This window comes from Arthrobacter sp. zg.Y820 (assembly GCF_030125555.1).
Lineage (GTDB): Bacteria > Actinomycetota > Actinomycetes > Actinomycetales > Micrococcaceae > Arthrobacter_B.
In genome coordinates this window covers 41,290-55,316 of the sequence record NZ_JASKLX010000009.1, presented here as the reverse complement: position 1 = coordinate 55,316, position 14,027 = coordinate 41,290, and the positions used below count along the sequence as shown (strand labels likewise).

General features: G+C 67.5%; 15 protein-coding genes. 5 read left to right on the top strand and 10 right to left on the bottom strand.

Going from position 1 to position 14,027, the window contains the following annotated elements; genetic code table 11:
• Position 1 precedes the first annotated feature (1 nt).
• From QNN99_RS09135 to QNN99_RS09125, 3 genes are all read left to right on the top strand, one after another.
• Positions 2 to 646, top strand: a complete 645-nt coding sequence (locus QNN99_RS09135) for a nucleotide exchange factor GrpE (RefSeq protein ID WP_229966154.1) — start codon at positions 2 to 4, stop codon at positions 644 to 646.
• 118 nt (positions 647 to 764) lie between these two features.
• Complete coding sequence (locus QNN99_RS09130) at positions 765 to 1,760, top strand: DnaJ C-terminal domain-containing protein (protein ID WP_229966153.1); 996 nt, start codon at positions 765 to 767, stop codon at positions 1,758 to 1,760.
• An 87-nt stretch (positions 1,761 to 1,847) separates the two neighbouring features.
• Entirely contained in the window at positions 1,848 to 2,360 is a 513-nt protein-coding gene (locus QNN99_RS09125; RefSeq protein WP_229966152.1) for a heat shock protein transcriptional repressor HspR, read from the top strand.
• A 59-nt stretch (positions 2,361 to 2,419) separates the two neighbouring features.
• On the opposite strand, the gene QNN99_RS09120 is transcribed toward QNN99_RS09125, so the two are convergent.
• The 7 genes from QNN99_RS09120 to trmB all read right to left on the bottom strand — a co-directional run bounded on the left by QNN99_RS09120 (position 2,420) and on the right by trmB (position 8,124).
• Positions 2,420 to 3,187: an ABC transporter permease gene (locus tag QNN99_RS09120; RefSeq protein WP_229966151.1), complete on the bottom strand. Its 768-nt coding sequence runs from the start codon at positions 3,185 to 3,187 to the stop codon at positions 2,420 to 2,422.
• Positions 3,184 to 4,158: an ABC transporter ATP-binding protein gene (locus QNN99_RS09115; protein ID WP_229966150.1), complete on the bottom strand. Its 975-nt coding sequence runs from the start codon at positions 4,156 to 4,158 to the stop codon at positions 3,184 to 3,186. The genes QNN99_RS09120 and QNN99_RS09115 overlap by 4 nt, the downstream gene beginning before the upstream one ends.
• Positions 4,155 to 4,484, bottom strand: a complete 330-nt coding sequence (locus QNN99_RS09110) for a transcriptional regulator (RefSeq protein WP_229966149.1) — start codon at positions 4,482 to 4,484, stop codon at positions 4,155 to 4,157. The genes QNN99_RS09115 and QNN99_RS09110 overlap by 4 nt, the downstream gene beginning before the upstream one ends.
• On the bottom strand, positions 4,477 to 5,181 hold the full coding sequence (locus QNN99_RS09105) for a hypothetical protein (protein ID WP_229966148.1): 705 nt from the start codon (positions 5,179 to 5,181) through the stop codon (positions 4,477 to 4,479). Before QNN99_RS09105 ends, QNN99_RS09110 begins: the two co-directional genes overlap by 8 nt.
• Positions 5,182 to 5,411: 230 nt before the next feature.
• Positions 5,412 to 6,083, bottom strand: a complete 672-nt coding sequence (locus QNN99_RS09100) for a class I SAM-dependent methyltransferase (RefSeq protein WP_229966147.1) — start codon at positions 6,081 to 6,083, stop codon at positions 5,412 to 5,414.
• 109 nt (positions 6,084 to 6,192) lie between these two features.
• Positions 6,193 to 7,206 (bottom strand): NYN domain-containing protein, encoded by a 1,014-nt coding sequence (locus QNN99_RS09095; RefSeq protein ID WP_229966146.1) that lies wholly within the window; start codon positions 7,204 to 7,206, stop codon positions 6,193 to 6,195.
• A gap of 6 nt (positions 7,207 to 7,212) precedes the next feature.
• Positions 7,213 to 8,124, bottom strand: a complete 912-nt coding sequence (gene trmB, locus QNN99_RS09090; protein WP_229966145.1) for a tRNA (guanosine(46)-N7)-methyltransferase TrmB — start codon at positions 8,122 to 8,124, stop codon at positions 7,213 to 7,215.
• Between the two features lie 301 nt (positions 8,125 to 8,425).
• On the opposite strand from trmB, the gene QNN99_RS09085 reads away from it, so the two are divergent.
• Complete coding sequence (locus tag QNN99_RS09085) at positions 8,426 to 10,051, top strand: DEAD/DEAH box helicase (protein ID WP_229966144.1); 1,626 nt, start codon at positions 8,426 to 8,428, stop codon at positions 10,049 to 10,051.
• 94 nt (positions 10,052 to 10,145) lie between these two features.
• Here QNN99_RS09085 and QNN99_RS09080 read toward each other — a convergent pair whose 3' ends face one another.
• Positions 10,146 to 10,709, bottom strand: coding sequence for a HutD/Ves family protein (locus tag QNN99_RS09080; protein ID WP_229966143.1), 564 nt, complete (start codon positions 10,707 to 10,709; stop codon positions 10,146 to 10,148).
• Positions 10,710 to 10,716: 7 nt separating this feature from the next.
• Positions 10,717 to 11,190 carry a pyridoxamine 5'-phosphate oxidase family protein gene (locus QNN99_RS09075; RefSeq protein ID WP_229966142.1) on the bottom strand — a complete coding sequence of 158 codons (474 nt, stop codon included), beginning with the start codon at positions 11,188 to 11,190 and terminating at the stop codon, positions 10,717 to 10,719.
• A 93-nt stretch (positions 11,191 to 11,283) separates the two neighbouring features.
• Here QNN99_RS09075 and QNN99_RS09070 point away from each other — a divergent pair, with 93 nt between their 5' ends.
• A complete protein-coding gene (locus QNN99_RS09070; RefSeq protein WP_229966141.1) occupies positions 11,284 to 11,751 on the top strand; it encodes a YccF domain-containing protein in 468 nt (155 codons plus the stop codon).
• A 19-nt stretch (positions 11,752 to 11,770) separates the two neighbouring features.
• Here the strand turns inward: QNN99_RS09070 and QNN99_RS09065 are convergent, their stop codons facing one another.
• The gene (locus QNN99_RS09065) at positions 11,771 to 13,726 is read right to left on the bottom strand and encodes a penicillin-binding transpeptidase domain-containing protein (protein ID WP_229966140.1); all 1,956 of its coding nucleotides are present in this window, start codon (positions 13,724 to 13,726) and stop codon (positions 11,771 to 11,773) included.
• Between the last annotated feature and the right edge of the window lie 301 nt (positions 13,727 to 14,027).

Genomic DNA, 14,027 nt, shown 5'->3' with positions numbered 1-14,027 from the left:
CATGACGGCAGGGAACGAAAACCCCAACGAAAAGTCCAACCCTGAGGATTCCGACCCGGCCGGCCAGCAGCCGGCCGAGTCCGGGGACTCATCGGCAGCCGAGCCGGACGCCTCCCCGGAGGCCCAGGCTTCCGAGGAAAACTCCGGTGCTGAGGGAGATGCCCTGGCCCAGGCCGAGCAGATCCTGAACAGCGCGGGTGTGCCCCCGCAGCAGCAGGAAGCAGGATCTCCGGAGGCTGCGGAGCTGCGCAATGACCTGCTGCGGCTGCAGGCGGAATACGTCAACTACCGCAGGCGGGTGGAGCGTGACCGCGACGTTGCCCGGGAAATGGCTGTCATCGGAGTCCTGAACTCCGTGATGCCGGTCCTGGATGACATCGACGCAGCGCGTCAGCACGGCGACTTGGCGGAGGGACCCTTTGCGTCCATCGCCACCAAGCTGGAAAACACGCTGAAGACCTACGGGCTGACCCGGATTGACGAGGTGGGGGTCGAATTCGATCCCAACATCCACGAAGCGTTGATCCAGCAGCAGAGCCCGGACGTCCAGTTCGACGCAGTGACGCAGATCCTGCGGGCCGGATACAAGGCGAACGACAGGGTGCTGCGCGCGGCCCAGGTCATCGTCTCCGTTCCGGAGCAGTAAGGCGCGGGTGCCCGGGGCCGTTCACGGCGGCCCCGGGCACCTTTTTTCAGCAGTGCACGTCCGGTCCGTAATCCGCGGGTTGCGGGCAGGAGCAGTAACTTAAGGAAGGGGACGCCAATTGGCTAGTCAGGATTGGGTCGATAAGGATTTTTACAAGATTCTGGGTGTCCCCAAGGACGCGTCGGAAGCCGATATCAAGAAGGCGTATCGGAAGCTGGCACGCAAGTACCATCCGGACCAGAACCAGAGCGATCCCTCTGCTGAGCGGATGTTCAAGGATCTGTCGGAGGCCTACTCGGTGCTTTCCGACGCCGAAGAGCGCCAGCAGTACGACGCAATCCGCGCCATGGGCGGCGGCGCGCGCTTCTCGGCCGGCGGTCCCGGCGGTGCCGGTGCCGGCGGCGGTGCCGGGTTTGAGGACCTCTTTGGCGGACTGTTCGGCGAGGGCGCCCGGCCGGGCGGCCGCCGCACCACGTACAGCACCGGCGGCGGCAGCAACATTCCGCCGGAATTCGCTGACCTGTTCGGCGGCGGCGGCTTCGGCGGGGGCTTCGGCTCCGCTCCGCCGCAGAAGGGTGCCGACCGGACGGCCACCACCACCATTTCCTTCGCCGGTTCCATCAACGGAACCGTCATCGGGTTGCGCGAGCCCAGCGGCGAGGTCGTTGAAGTCCGCGTTCCGGCCGGCGTCAAGGACGGGCAGAAGATCCGGGTCCGCGGCAAGGGCCAGCCCGGTGCGGCCGGCAACGGAGACCTGATGGTCACCGTCCGGGTGACGCCGCACGATTTCTTTGTCCGGGACGGAAACAACATCCGCATCCACGTGCCGGTGAGCTTCCCCGAGGCGGCGCTGGGCGCCACGATCGAGGTTCCCACGCTGACCGCCGACAAGGTCAAGCTCAAGGTGCCCGCGGGAACCCCGTCCGGGCGCACCCTGCGGGTCAAGGGCCGGGGCGTGCACACCTCCAAGGGCGACGGCGACCTGCTGGTCACCATCGACGTCGCCGTTCCCTCTCATCTGAACAAGGAAGCCAAGGCGGCGGTCGAGGCGTTCGCCGACGCCACGAAGGGTGAGGATCCCCGAGCGGGCCTGGCGTCCAAGGCACGTCTCTAGCAGCGCAAACACGGTTCGGTTTCCCGTGCCCCGGGAGCCGAACCGGGTTATCGTTACTAAACGTCAACAGCTGTCAAGGAGGAAACGATGGGCATAGATGTTAATGCGCCTATTTTTGTGATCTCCGTAGCCGCGGAGTTGGCGGACATGCATCCGCAGACCCTGCGGCAGTACGACCGGCTGGGAATCGTCTGCCCCAGCCGGGCGCCGGGCAGGTCCCGGCGCTACTCGCAGCATGACATCGACATGCTCCGCGAGGTCCAGCGGCTCTCCCAGGAGGGCGTCTCGCTGGAAGGCATCAAACGCATCATGCAGCTGGAGAACCAGGTTTCCAGCCTGCGGTCCCGGATCTCGGAACTCTCCGCGGAACTGGACTCGATCCAGCAGCGCACGCCGGAGCGGAGCCGGGTCTTCGCCGCAGGCCTGGCCGGCGACGTCGTCACCCTCACCCGGGGCCAGCGGCCGCCCGCCTCGCGTCCCTTCGCGAACCAGCTCAGCCTGGCTTCGCTGGTCCAGCGGCGGAGCCAGCTGCGCGCCTTGCCGGCCGGGAAGCAGGAACCCGTGAACTACGCCGACGACGGCTACGTCCCGTCCCTGTGAGGACGGCCGGGCCGGCTCCGACTGCCTGAACCGGCTCCGACTGCCTGAACCGGCTCCGGTTACCTGAACCGGCGGCCCTGGTCGCGGCGGTTCGCCCAGATTGCCAGGGCGCCGAGGAGCAGGGTCCATGCCAGCAGGCAGGGCAGCGCGGCCGGGCCGAGCGGCTCGCCGGAAAACACCGCCACCGAGACGTCGCGGGCCGCCCGGGTGGGCAGGAACAGCGAGAACGTGTTCAGTCCGGGGCTGAACAATTCCGGCGGCAGCATCAGCCCGCCGGCGAAGGCCAGCGGAAAGAACACCACCTGCGTGACGGCAATCGCCACCTTTGGGGTGCACAGATACCCGATGAGCAGGCCCAGGAACAGGAACGGCAGCCCGCACACCAGCCACACCAGCACCGAGGCCGGCACCCGCCACCAGGCCAGCGTGCCGGTGGTGAAGGCGTCCAGCGCCGCCGTGGTGAACACACCCACCAGCATCACCGGGATCAGTGCGAAAAAGGCAAACATCATCGCGGTCAGTGCCCGGGCCACGGTGGGCGGCAGGGCACCGGCCGGCAGCGTCCGCACGTAGCTGCTCCACGGATTGGCGCGGTCCTCAGCGACACCGATCCCGTAGTTGAACAGGAACGAGCTCATCACGCCGAAGAGCGCGAGCTGGGCCACCGCTATCAGCGACGCAATGGGGTTGGAGATCACCGCCTGCTGCGGCAGCACGAAAAACACCAGGGCCAGCGTGGGGAACACGGTTGAGGAAATCACCGAAATCGGAATGCGCAGCTGCTCCAGCACCTGCGCCTTGGTGTGGGCGCGGACCAGGGATGTCATGGCTGCTCCTCTCCGGCGGAGGCCGAAACGGTGTCGGGATGGTGCGTCAGGGCCAGGAAGGCCTCTTCGAGGCTGGCCGCGTGGACCTCCAGCCGGGAAAAGGGCACGTTGTCGCGAACCAGCCGGCGCACCGTTTCATCGGCGTCGCGGCTCAGCACGGTCACTGTGTTGTTCGGCCCGGCGGTGGCACCTGCGCTCTCAGGCAGGGATGCAAACGACGACGGCGGCAGCCCGGTGCGGAAGGACACCTTGCTGACCGACACATGGCCGCGGATTTCATCCACCGTCCCGTCGGCAACGATGGCACCGGAGTTCAGGACGACAACCCGGCCCGACAGTGCCTGGATTTCCTCCAGATAGTGGCTGGTGACCAGGAGGGTGCCGCCCGCCCTGCGGTACTCGCCGAGCCGCTCCCAGAGGTTTTCGCGTGCCTCCACGTCCAGGCCGGTGGTGGGCTCGTCCAGGATCACCAGCCGCGGCCGTCCGACCAGGGCCAGCGCCACCATGAGCCGGCGCTGCTGTCCGCCCGAGAGCCCGCCGCACTGTTTGGCCGCGATCTCCGCCAGCCCGAAATCCGTCAGCAGCTCGGCCGTGGGCACCGGATCGGCGTAGTGGGCGGCCACGAAGTCGACAGTCTCGCGGACCCGCAGCGTGGGTGGAAGCGAGGTTGCCTGCGGCGTCGTGCCCAGCTCCCGCCGGGCCAGCGGATCCCGCGGACTCCGGCCAAAGAGTTCCACGCTTCCGGCATCTGCCGTGCGGAGCCCGCAGAGCAGGCTCAGCAGAGTGGATTTGCCGGCGCCGTTCGGGCCGAGCAGGCCGAGGGCTTCACCGGCCCGGATCTCCAGGCTCACCCCGCTAAGCGCCGGTTTGCCGGCATAGCGCTTGGTGACCGAGCGGGCTGCCGCTAGGACAGGTGCCGGTCCGTCGTCGGCGTTGGCCCGCTGCGGTGTAAGTCCGGGGTGGAAACTCATGGTGCCTCCAGTGGTAAGGATCTGCCGTCTTGGGTAAGGCCCGCGAGGAGGTCCCGGAGCGCCTTGCGGTACTGCAGGTAAGCGAGCCTGCCTTCGGCGCTGATGCCCACATAGGTGACGGGGGTGCGCCCTTCGATGGTCTTGGTGATCTCGACGTAGCCGGCGTCTTCGAGCTTGCGCAGGTGCGTGGAGAGGTTGCCGGCGGTCATGTCCAGCATGCCGCGCAGTTTGGTGAAGGCGATGCGGTTGAGCTCGCCCACCTCATTGAGCGTGGTGAGGGCCCGGAGCCGGGATTCGGCGTGGATGACCGGATCCAGTTCAGGCATGGGACACCGCCGTTTTCCGCTTCCGGGTGCCGAGGTATTCGGCCAGGGACCCTGCCAGCAGCCCGCCGGATCCCAGATAAAGGAACACGGTCAGGAAATACGCCGGGCCGGACAGGAGAGCGGCGATGGTGACCACCAGCAGCCACACTCCGAGGAAAGACTGGCGGCGGTCGTTGAAGGTGGTGCCGCCGGTGATGTAGAGCAGGCCGGCGATCAGCACGGCGATGGAGTTGATTAGCATGCCGCGCATCCAGAAATCCTCCACCGTGCGTCCGATGATGCCGCTGAGGATCCCCATGATCAGGAATCCCAGGGCCCAGGAGGCGCCGTACATGCCGCCCTGGAAGGCGGTGTGGCCGCGGAGGCCCCGGGTGCCGCGGATGGTCATGGCCACCGTGGAAACCGTGGCGGCAGCCAGGGCCACGCCGAGCACCACGAGGGCGGCGCCCGGTTCGAGGGGGAGCCATCCGCGCCTGCTGCCTTCCAGTGCCCCGTACCCCACAACCCAGGTCAATCCCCACAGCAGATAGACCATGGCGGCATTGCCGCTCAGCTGCCGGTGGACGGAGCGTTCGGCATCCTCAACGATTTGCAGCGCCGCGCGCAGGTCCAGCGGTTCATCGGGAAGCGCGGCATCCTGCGGGTGTCTTCCCCCGGAATAGCCGTCGCTGTGGAGATCAGTGTGGTTCCGGATCATCGTGTGCCCCTGGGTTGGTCATCCGGCTTTCGGTCGGCTGCAAACCAGTTTGCGTTACAAACCAGTTTGTGGCAAGGGTCACAGTAGAAGATTGTAAAAGGCTGATCCGCGAGATGGCAGAAAGTGCTCTTCCCAGGCCCGGGAACAGCCGTTTCTGCCATCTCGCGGCCCGGGTAGTCACGCCTGCAGGTGGAAGGGGGAAGGGGAGGGGCGGAACCCGGCAGGCGCAGTCAGCGCAGGCGCCGCGCCCGCAGGACGACGTCCTCGGTGTGGTGGGCGCCGGCTCCGGCGGCGACGTGCCGGGGCCGGACCTCGTCGACTTCGATCCGCCAGTTTCCGCCGAGGAGCGCGCGGATATCCGCCAGGCCCACATATTCGTCCAGATCAATGCCGCGGGCACTGGCCTGCGCAGCGGTCGGCAACGGGTGATGTACGGCCAAAAGCACGCCGCCGGGTGCCACGGCATTCAGCAGTGCCCGTTCGGCGGCGTTGTCGCCGGTGCGCAGCAGTGCCGGGTACTGCGCCGACACCACGTCAAAGGATGCGGCCGGCAGCGCGGCCTCGACGAGGCCGGAGTGCAGCCAGGTCACCGTCACTCCTCGCCGTTCGGCCTGCCGGGCAGCCCGGTCCAGTGCCACCCGCGACACGTCAAGGGCCGTAACATCCCAGCCCTGTTCGGCCAGCCACAGGGCGTCGGCGCCCTCGCCGCAGCCGACGTCCAGGATGCGTCCGGGCACCAGCCCGCGGACCTCGTGAACCAGTGCCGCATTGGGCTGCCCGCTCCACAGTTCATCCGAGCCGGCGTAGCGCTGATCCCAGAGGTCTTGGATCGCATCCCGGCTGAGGGGAGCGGAGGGGACGCGGCCGGGGGAGCCGGCGGAGCCGGAGTTTGTCTGTTCCATACCAAAAGCATGCAGGCACGGAGCTCCGCCGGCAAAGATCCGTTGCTGAAACGGCAAGTTGCTGAAACGGCCAACAGACGGGAGTCCTTCTGCCGGCTCGGCTCCGCACTCAGCGCGGGGTGTCCGCCTCCGGGCGAAGACGGATGAGGCGCTGCGGGCCGTCCTCCTCCAGCTCCACCAGGTCGCCGTGCGAGGCGAGGAAATCGGTGAAGGACCGGAAGCCGAGCGGCTTCTCATTAAAGGAGGGGTCCATCCGCCGCATCTGGTTCTTGATCGTGCCCGTGTTGAGCCACTCGTCGGCGTCGCCCTTGGCGTGGCCGATCTGCAGGGCGCGCACGAGGAGCTCCGTCGCCAGTGTCTGCGGATCGATGTCCTCGGCCGGCTCCGGCTCGTCGAACTGCGGAAACCCGGTGTGCGAGAACATGGGGATCGTTGTGAGGTTGCGGGCCTTGAGGGGTGCCGGATCAGGCTCCGCCGCCTCCACCGGATCGGGTGACTTCTTCCCCGGCGCCGGCCGTTCCGCCGCGGCTGCGGCCGCGGCGGTCTTGTCGATGCCGGGCAGCGAGTCGTAGTCCTCGAACTCGTCGCACGCGGCGGCGAGGGAGGTGCTGGTCGACCCGGCGACCCCGATGCCGACAACAAAGCGGCCGAGCCGCTTCGACTTCTGCGCGAGGGCAATGTAGTCGGAGTCTCCGGCGACGATGATGACGTGAGTGAGGTCGGGCAGCCGGAAGAGATCTTCGACCACATCAACGGCGAGGCGGATGTCCGCGCCGTTCTTGGTGCCGCGGGTGGTCGTGGTGAACAGCTGGGTGAGGTCCACCGCCCGGGACATGAGCTGGCGCTGGTAGCTCGCGTTGACCGGCACCGACCAGTCGGCATACGCGCGGTTGACGACGAGGGTGCCAAAGGACGCGGCGAAGTCGATGATGGCGTTGAAATCGACCGTCGCCGCGGTCAATTTGGCGGCCACCTCGGGGTCGGCATCCCGGCTCGTCTTGTCGAAGTTGCGGATGCCGTCACGCTGGAAGGCGTTTCGGCCGTGCAGCTGCTGATAGCGCGAGATGACGATGTTGTCGAAGTCGATGTAGAGGCCGACGCGGGCATCGTTTGGTTCAGTCATGGAAACTCAGGCCTTGCGGTAGGAGAGATCGAAAATCAGGCGGCCTGCCTGGTGGGCTTTGTTCTCGAAGCTGGTCAGGGTGCGCCCGTCAAAACGCGGTGCCCAGCCGCCGCGGGTGTCGACGTCGTTCACCGGGGCCTTCTTTTCCAGACCCTCGCGGTTCACCCGCGTCAGCGGGCTGTCCTCACCGGCGCGCTCGCCGTCGTGCAGGTTTTGGAACCGGGGGGACGCATCGAGGACTTCGCGCATCTGCACGGCGTAATCGGACCAGTCGGTGGCCAGGCGCCAGATGCCGCCCGGCACCAGCACGCGGGCCACCAGCTCGGCGAATTCATCCTTGACCATGCGGCGCTTGTGATGGCGGGTCTTATGCCAGGGGTCGGGGAAGAAGACCCAGACCTCGTCCACTGACCCCGCGGGGAGCATGGTGGTCAGGACCTCGGGGGCGTTGGCCTGGACCACGCGGACGTTGGTGAGCTCTTTTTGGCCGATGCGCTGCAGGGTCTGGGCCAGCCCGGGAAGGTAGACCTCCACGGCCAGGTAGTTCTTGTCCGGGTTCTGCTCCGCGGCGTGCGTCACTGCTTCGCCCAAGCCCGAACCGATTTCCACGACCAGGGGAGCGGTGCGGCCAAACTCGGCAGCGGCGTCGAACACGTAGTCCGGGTCGACGGAAGTGTCAGCCTCGGCACGCGGAACGTCGATGACGAACCGGTCGGAGAGCTCGTCCCAGGCCTGCTGGCGGCGTCCCTGGAGGCGGGAGCCACGCCGGACAAACGACACCGGAGAGCGGAAGTGCCTGGACTCTCCGGTTTCCTCAGTGTCGGAAACGCTGCCGGCATCCGGGGCAGCGAGATCCGGAGAAATGGGGTCCGGAGCGTTCAGGGAGCCGGCGTCGGGCAGGGCTGGTTCAGTAGTCATCACCGTTAATGCTATCGGCTGGCGCAGCGGCCGGTTTGCAGCTTCCGCCGGAGCCGGCAGCGCACCGGCGACGGCGGCCGATTAGGAAACTGCGGGCATTCCGGTAAACTGGATGAAGTTGTTGTGTCTGCCGCGCCTCAAAGCCGCGTGTGTAAGCAGCACAACCTGCGTCGATGAACGCTTTCTTTTGTCCCGCTGGCCGATATCCGGCCAAGCCCTGGACACTGTCTGACTTTTCTTCGGCGAACCCCCGGTGCCATACGGCTTTGGGGGCCTCTTACCGAAAGTTGCCTGTCTTTTAATGACTACTTTTGCTGCCCTTGGCGTACCCAAGGTCCTCGTTTCAGCCCTCTCCGCTTCCGGAATTGACGAAGCATTCCCGATTCAGGTTGAAACACTTCCCGATACCCTCAAGGGCCGCGACGTACTGGGCCGGGGCCGTACCGGCTCAGGCAAGACTCTCGCTTTCTCGCTGCCGCTGGTCACCCGGCTGGCCGAGGCCGAAGCAGCCTACCGCCGCAAGCCCAACCGCCCGCTGGGCCTGGTCCTGGCACCCACCCGCGAACTGGCCACGCAGATCAACAACGTGATTGAGCCTCTCGCGAAGGAACTGGGCCTGAGCACCACCGTTATCTACGGCGGCGTGTCCCAGCAGCGCCAGGAAAAGGCCCTCAAGGCCGGCGTTGACATTGTCATTGCCTGCCCCGGCCGGCTTGAAGACCTCATGAAGCAGAAGGTCATCAGCCTGGAATCCATTGAAATCACTGTGCTCGATGAAGCCGACCACATGGCTGATCTCGGATTCCTGCCGGTTGTCCAGCGTCTGCTGGACCGCACTCCGGAAAAGGGACAGCGGATGCTGTTCTCGGCCACCCTGGACAACGGCGTCGACAAGCTGGTCCGCCGCTACCTGTCCAACCCGCTGACGCACTCCGTGGACGATCCGCAGGCCGCGGTCACCACGATGGAGCACCACGTCCTGCTGGTCCAGGACCAGACGGCCAAGAAGCTGCTGGTCAAGGAACTGGCCTCCGGCCAGGGCCGCCGCATCATGTTCATGCGCACCAAGCACCACGCCCGCAAGATGGCCAAGTACCTGACGGACAGCGGCATCCCCACCGTTGACCTGCACGGCAACCTGTCGCAGAACGCCCGCGACCGGAACCTCGCGGAATTCTCCTCCGGCGACGTGCGCGTCCTGGTTGCCACCGACGTCGCCGCCCGCGGCGTCCACGTGGACGACGTCGAGCTGGTCGTTCACATCGACCCGCCCACGGAGCACAAGGCATATCTGCACCGCTCGGGCCGTACGGCCCGTGCCGGATCCAGCGGAACCGTCGTGACGCTGACCCTCCCGGAGCAGAAGAGCGAAGTCTCCAAGCTGATGAAGGCTGCCGGTGTTGACGTCTCCATCGAGAAGGTCTCCCACAATTCTCCGTCCATCGCCAAGCTGATCGGCGACCGCGCCGCTGCTGTGGAGCCGCATGTGCGCGCCGCCCAGCTCGCGTCGAAGTCGCCTCAGCAGGGCGGCGGCCGGTCGACCGGTGCAAACGCCCAGCGCAAGCGCGCCGCCCGCTCCACCGCCACGCCCCGTGCCGGCGGCCGGGGCGGATCCGGCGGACGCGGACGCGTCTCGGCGGAACGCACGGACCGCAGCGAGCGTGACCGCAACGATTTCACGCCCGAGGCACCCCGCGCCCAGCGCTCACAGGACGGACGCCGCGGCGCAGCTGCTGCTTCCACCGCGCAGGGCCGCAACCGCCGTCCGGCCACCGGACAGCGTGCCGGAGATGTTGCTCCCGCCGGCGGCGGACGCCCCGCAGCGGGCGGCCGCAGCTCTGCGCCTTCGGGCGCCGGGCGCCCCGCACGCGGCGCCGGCCCCCGCCGCGCCACCGCTCCGGCCTCGAACGAACGCCGTTCGCGCTAGCGCTCAGTAGTAAAGACAAAAGGCGCCTGCCTCCCCGAAATTCAGGGGAAGCAGGCGCCTTTTTGCGCTCCCGGCACATGCCGGTGATGTGTCCCTAGTCCAGGTCGTAGAACGAGACGATGGCGGCGAAGCCGCGTCCCAGCACGGCCGGCCGTCCGGCGTTTCCGGCCACGGTGTCCAGCGGTTCCAGCGCCGTCGGCGTGCCGTCTGCGGCGGTGACCGCGGCGTTGCCGTGCAGCAGCACCACGAACTGCCCCTCACCGATGGTCTGCGGATTCTTCTTGGAGAGCTCGGCCACCATCACTGAGGCACCCGTCGTGGTCCGGTCGACGACCGTGTTCAGCACTGTCACCGGCCCGGTGGGCAGCGCCGCGTCGGTGGTGGAGTCGCCGGAATACCGGAATGGACGGAACTTCTCCATGCCGTGTTCGGTGCCGTCGACGGTCAGCACCAGAAGCTCGCCCTCCACCGGAACGGTAATGCGGTCCCTGCCGGGGAAGGGCGTGAAGGGCCCCGGCTTTTCGACCGTGGCCAGGCTCAGCCGCCAGCCGTTGCCGGAGGCCACTTCCTTGACCCTGCCGTTGTTTTTCCCCCACAGGGCGGACGGCAAGTCACTGAAGCGGATGAGGGGTGCGCTGCTGTTCTCGGTACTGCTCACGGGATCCTTACTCGATTGACGGCAGCGGCTTGGCGCCGCGCAGGTAATGGCGGCGGGCCGCGGTGTTGATCGAGAAGCTGCGCCCGCTGGTCTGCGCCGGTTCGATCCGCACGAAATGGTTCTTCTCCCCGCTCTGCCAGGGGAACAGGGGCAGATCCTCGGAGGCCAGGATGTCTTCGATGCTCTCCAGCTGCACGGCGCTGCCCTTCAGGACGACGCTCCATGCGAACCCGAGGCGATCGTCGTATCCGTCGACTTCGAACGCGACGGCGCCGCCGTCGAGGGCAGCGGCAAGTTTCGTCCCCGCCGCGGTGCGGAAAACCACCGATCCGCGGTCCACGACGAAGTTGATGGGAAAGATCTCGGGCTGCAGGTCGGATACCACGGCCAGCCGGCCGATCTCCGCTTTGCGAATGTAGTCCCAGCACTGGTTGGCGGTCAGTTCGGCGGGTGCTCCGGCATCATCTTTGATTGGCAACATGCCCTCAGTCTAGTTGCCGCCATCCGCTCCGCCGGAAACCCCGGGTACCGCCGGGACATGGTGCCGCGGGGCGCGGTGCACCAGACTGGAACGATGAACCTCATCCTGAACGTCATCTGGCTCCTGTTCGGCGGCATCTGGCTGGCCCTGGGCTATGTGCTCGCCGGCATCGTCTGCTGCCTGCTGATCGTTACGATCCCTTTCGGCATCGCTTCCTTCCGGATCGCGGCCTACGCCTTTTGGCCGTTTGGCCGCACGGTGGTGGACCGCGGCGGCGCTCCGGGGCTGCTGTCCACAGCGGGCAACGTGATCTGGCTGGTGGTGGCCGGAATCTGGATCGCGGCCGGCCACATCCTGACGGCCATTCCAATGTTCGTCAGCATCATCGGGATTCCGCTGGGCATCGCCAACCTGAAGATGGTGCCGATCTCGCTGATGCCCCTGGGCAAGGTCATCGTGCCCACCGGCCGTCCCGGAGTCACCCCGTACACCGCCGGGCCCCGTTATGGAACGGCCGCCCCGTACGGTTCGGCATCGGGCTCCACGCAGTACCGCGGCTAGCCGCACTGCGGCAGGACGGTCAGCCGGCGGCCCCGTTCAGGAACGCCTGCATCAGCGGCCCGCCCGACGTGGAGCCGAGCTCGCCCTCTTCGACAAACACGGCAACGGCCAGGTCGCCCTGCACCGCCACCACCCAGGCATGCGTCCGGGGCGGAACTTCGCTGCCGAACTCGGCCGTTCCGGTTTTCGCCGTCACCGGTTCCCCGGGGACGTCCAGCAGCATCTTGGCGCCGCCGTCGGTGACGACGCCGCGCATCAGCTCGCGCAGCGAGGCCGCCTCGGCAGCGGTGAGCGCGCCGGGGCCGGCAGCGTCAGGGGTTGCCGCAGGTGGAGCGGCCGACGCCGATGCCGTCGCCGAGGCGGAAGCCTCCGCCGCCGGGTCCGCGGTCACAAGCACGGGAGCGACGCGTTCGCCCTTGCCAACGGACGCGGCAGCAACTGCCAGCGCCAGCGGGGAAACCAGCAGTTCCCCCTGGCCGATCATGGCGGCCGCGTGGTTGGTGCCCTCGGCGGTTTCCGGAACGGATCCGAAGAACGCCGCGGTGCCGAGGGTCTGCTCCACGCCGATGCCCAGGTCGGCGGCCGCGGCAGCCAGCGCCTCCTGGGGAACCGTGTCGCGGGTGCCGATGAAGGCAGTGTTGCAGGACTGCGCGAACGCGTCCCGCAGCGGAATGTCCCCGACAAAGGCGGCCGGGTAGCTGCTGGCGTTGTTGAATTTGCGGCCGTCGACGAGCAGCTCCGCCGGGCAGGACAGCACGCTGTCCGGAGTGGTTCCCTGCCGCAGCAGCGCCAGGGAGGTCGCCATCTTGAAGGTGGATCCGGGCGGGTACTGCCCCAGGAGGGCGGTTTGCTGTCCTTCGCTGCCGGGGCCGTTGGCCACCGTGAGCACCTCGCCGGTGGACGGCCGAACCGCCACAATGGCCGACGCCGAGGGCTCGTCTTCGAGCACCGACTCGGCGAGGGACTGCAGCTTGGGATCCAGGGTTGTCTGCAGCGGCGTCCCCTGTTTCGGGCCGGAGGTGAAGACGGTGGGAGTAACCACTTCTCCGGCGGCGTCCACCACCGACACCGTTATCCCGTCCGTTCCGCGGAGCTGGGCGTCGTACTGCTGCTGCAGCCCGGAGAGCCCGGTGGTGTCGCCCGGGGCGAGTGCGCCGTCGGATTCCTCGATCAGTTCGGCGGTTGCTTCCCCGACGGAACCGAGCAGCGCGCGGGCGAAGGTGCGGGTCGGGGCAAGGTCCATGCTGTCCGGCAGCGCGACGGCGCCGGGAATCTCGGCGACCCGCGCCGGCAGGTCCGGTTCGTCCTGGGTGCGCAGGGCAATGGCCTCCACGAACGCTTCGGCGCCGGCGGCCTCAACGGTGGCGGTGTACGCGGCGGGGTCCAGCTCCAGAAGGGTGGCCAGGGCCGCGGCCGAAGCCGCCAACCCTGCCTCGTCCACTGCGGTTTTGTCGATGCCCACGCGGAAAACCTCGCGCTGGGTCACCAGCGGTTCGCCGCCGGCTCCGAGGATTGCGGCACGGGGAGCGGACTGGCTGGCGGCGACGAGTCGTTCACCCTCCCGGAGCCCCCGGAAGAGAACCGAGGGCTCCCACTGCGCCTGCCAGGAATCGTCGTCGCTGCGGGACAGCGGAACGCTGGTGTCATAGGTCCAGTCGGCGGTGGCGTCGCCATCGAAATCCCAGGCGTAGTCCAGGCTGGCCGTGGCGGCGCCGTCGTCGTGCTCCTGAATCCCGGCAACGGTGACGGCCGGGCGCACCTCACCCATGCCCGCCAGAATCTCTTCCAGCTCTGTGTTGACGGAGGCCGGGTCGTTGTTCAGGAAGGATGTCTTCGCCACGTCCCCGGCGGCCAGCCCCTCCGCCAGCGATGCGGCGGCATCCTGCGGCGACGGCTTGTCTCCGGAGCAGGAGACCAGAGTGAAGGCCAGCGCCGAGGCAGCGAATACGGAAGTCAGTGTGCGAGTTTTCCCCATCCGCACAGAGTACCTGCGCCGGAGAGGAGAAACGCCGAAGGGGCTTCCGGCACGCACCGGCCTGAGGCAACAGCGCGCGGGCAGCGATCCTGGCAGCGACCAGGACGGGGCGGCAACCGAGCCATTTCGAACTAACCAAAGGGGGTTTCGGAGCCTCGATTTCTGTGGCACCCGCTCACCCGGGCGTGTCATCGCGTGCCCTGTGCACCGCTGCTTTTCCCTGCTACGGTTTGAAAAAAGAGGCTGTCCGGGGCCCCGTCCACAACTCGCATCCACTGATTCGTTGCTGACTGCCAGGCGC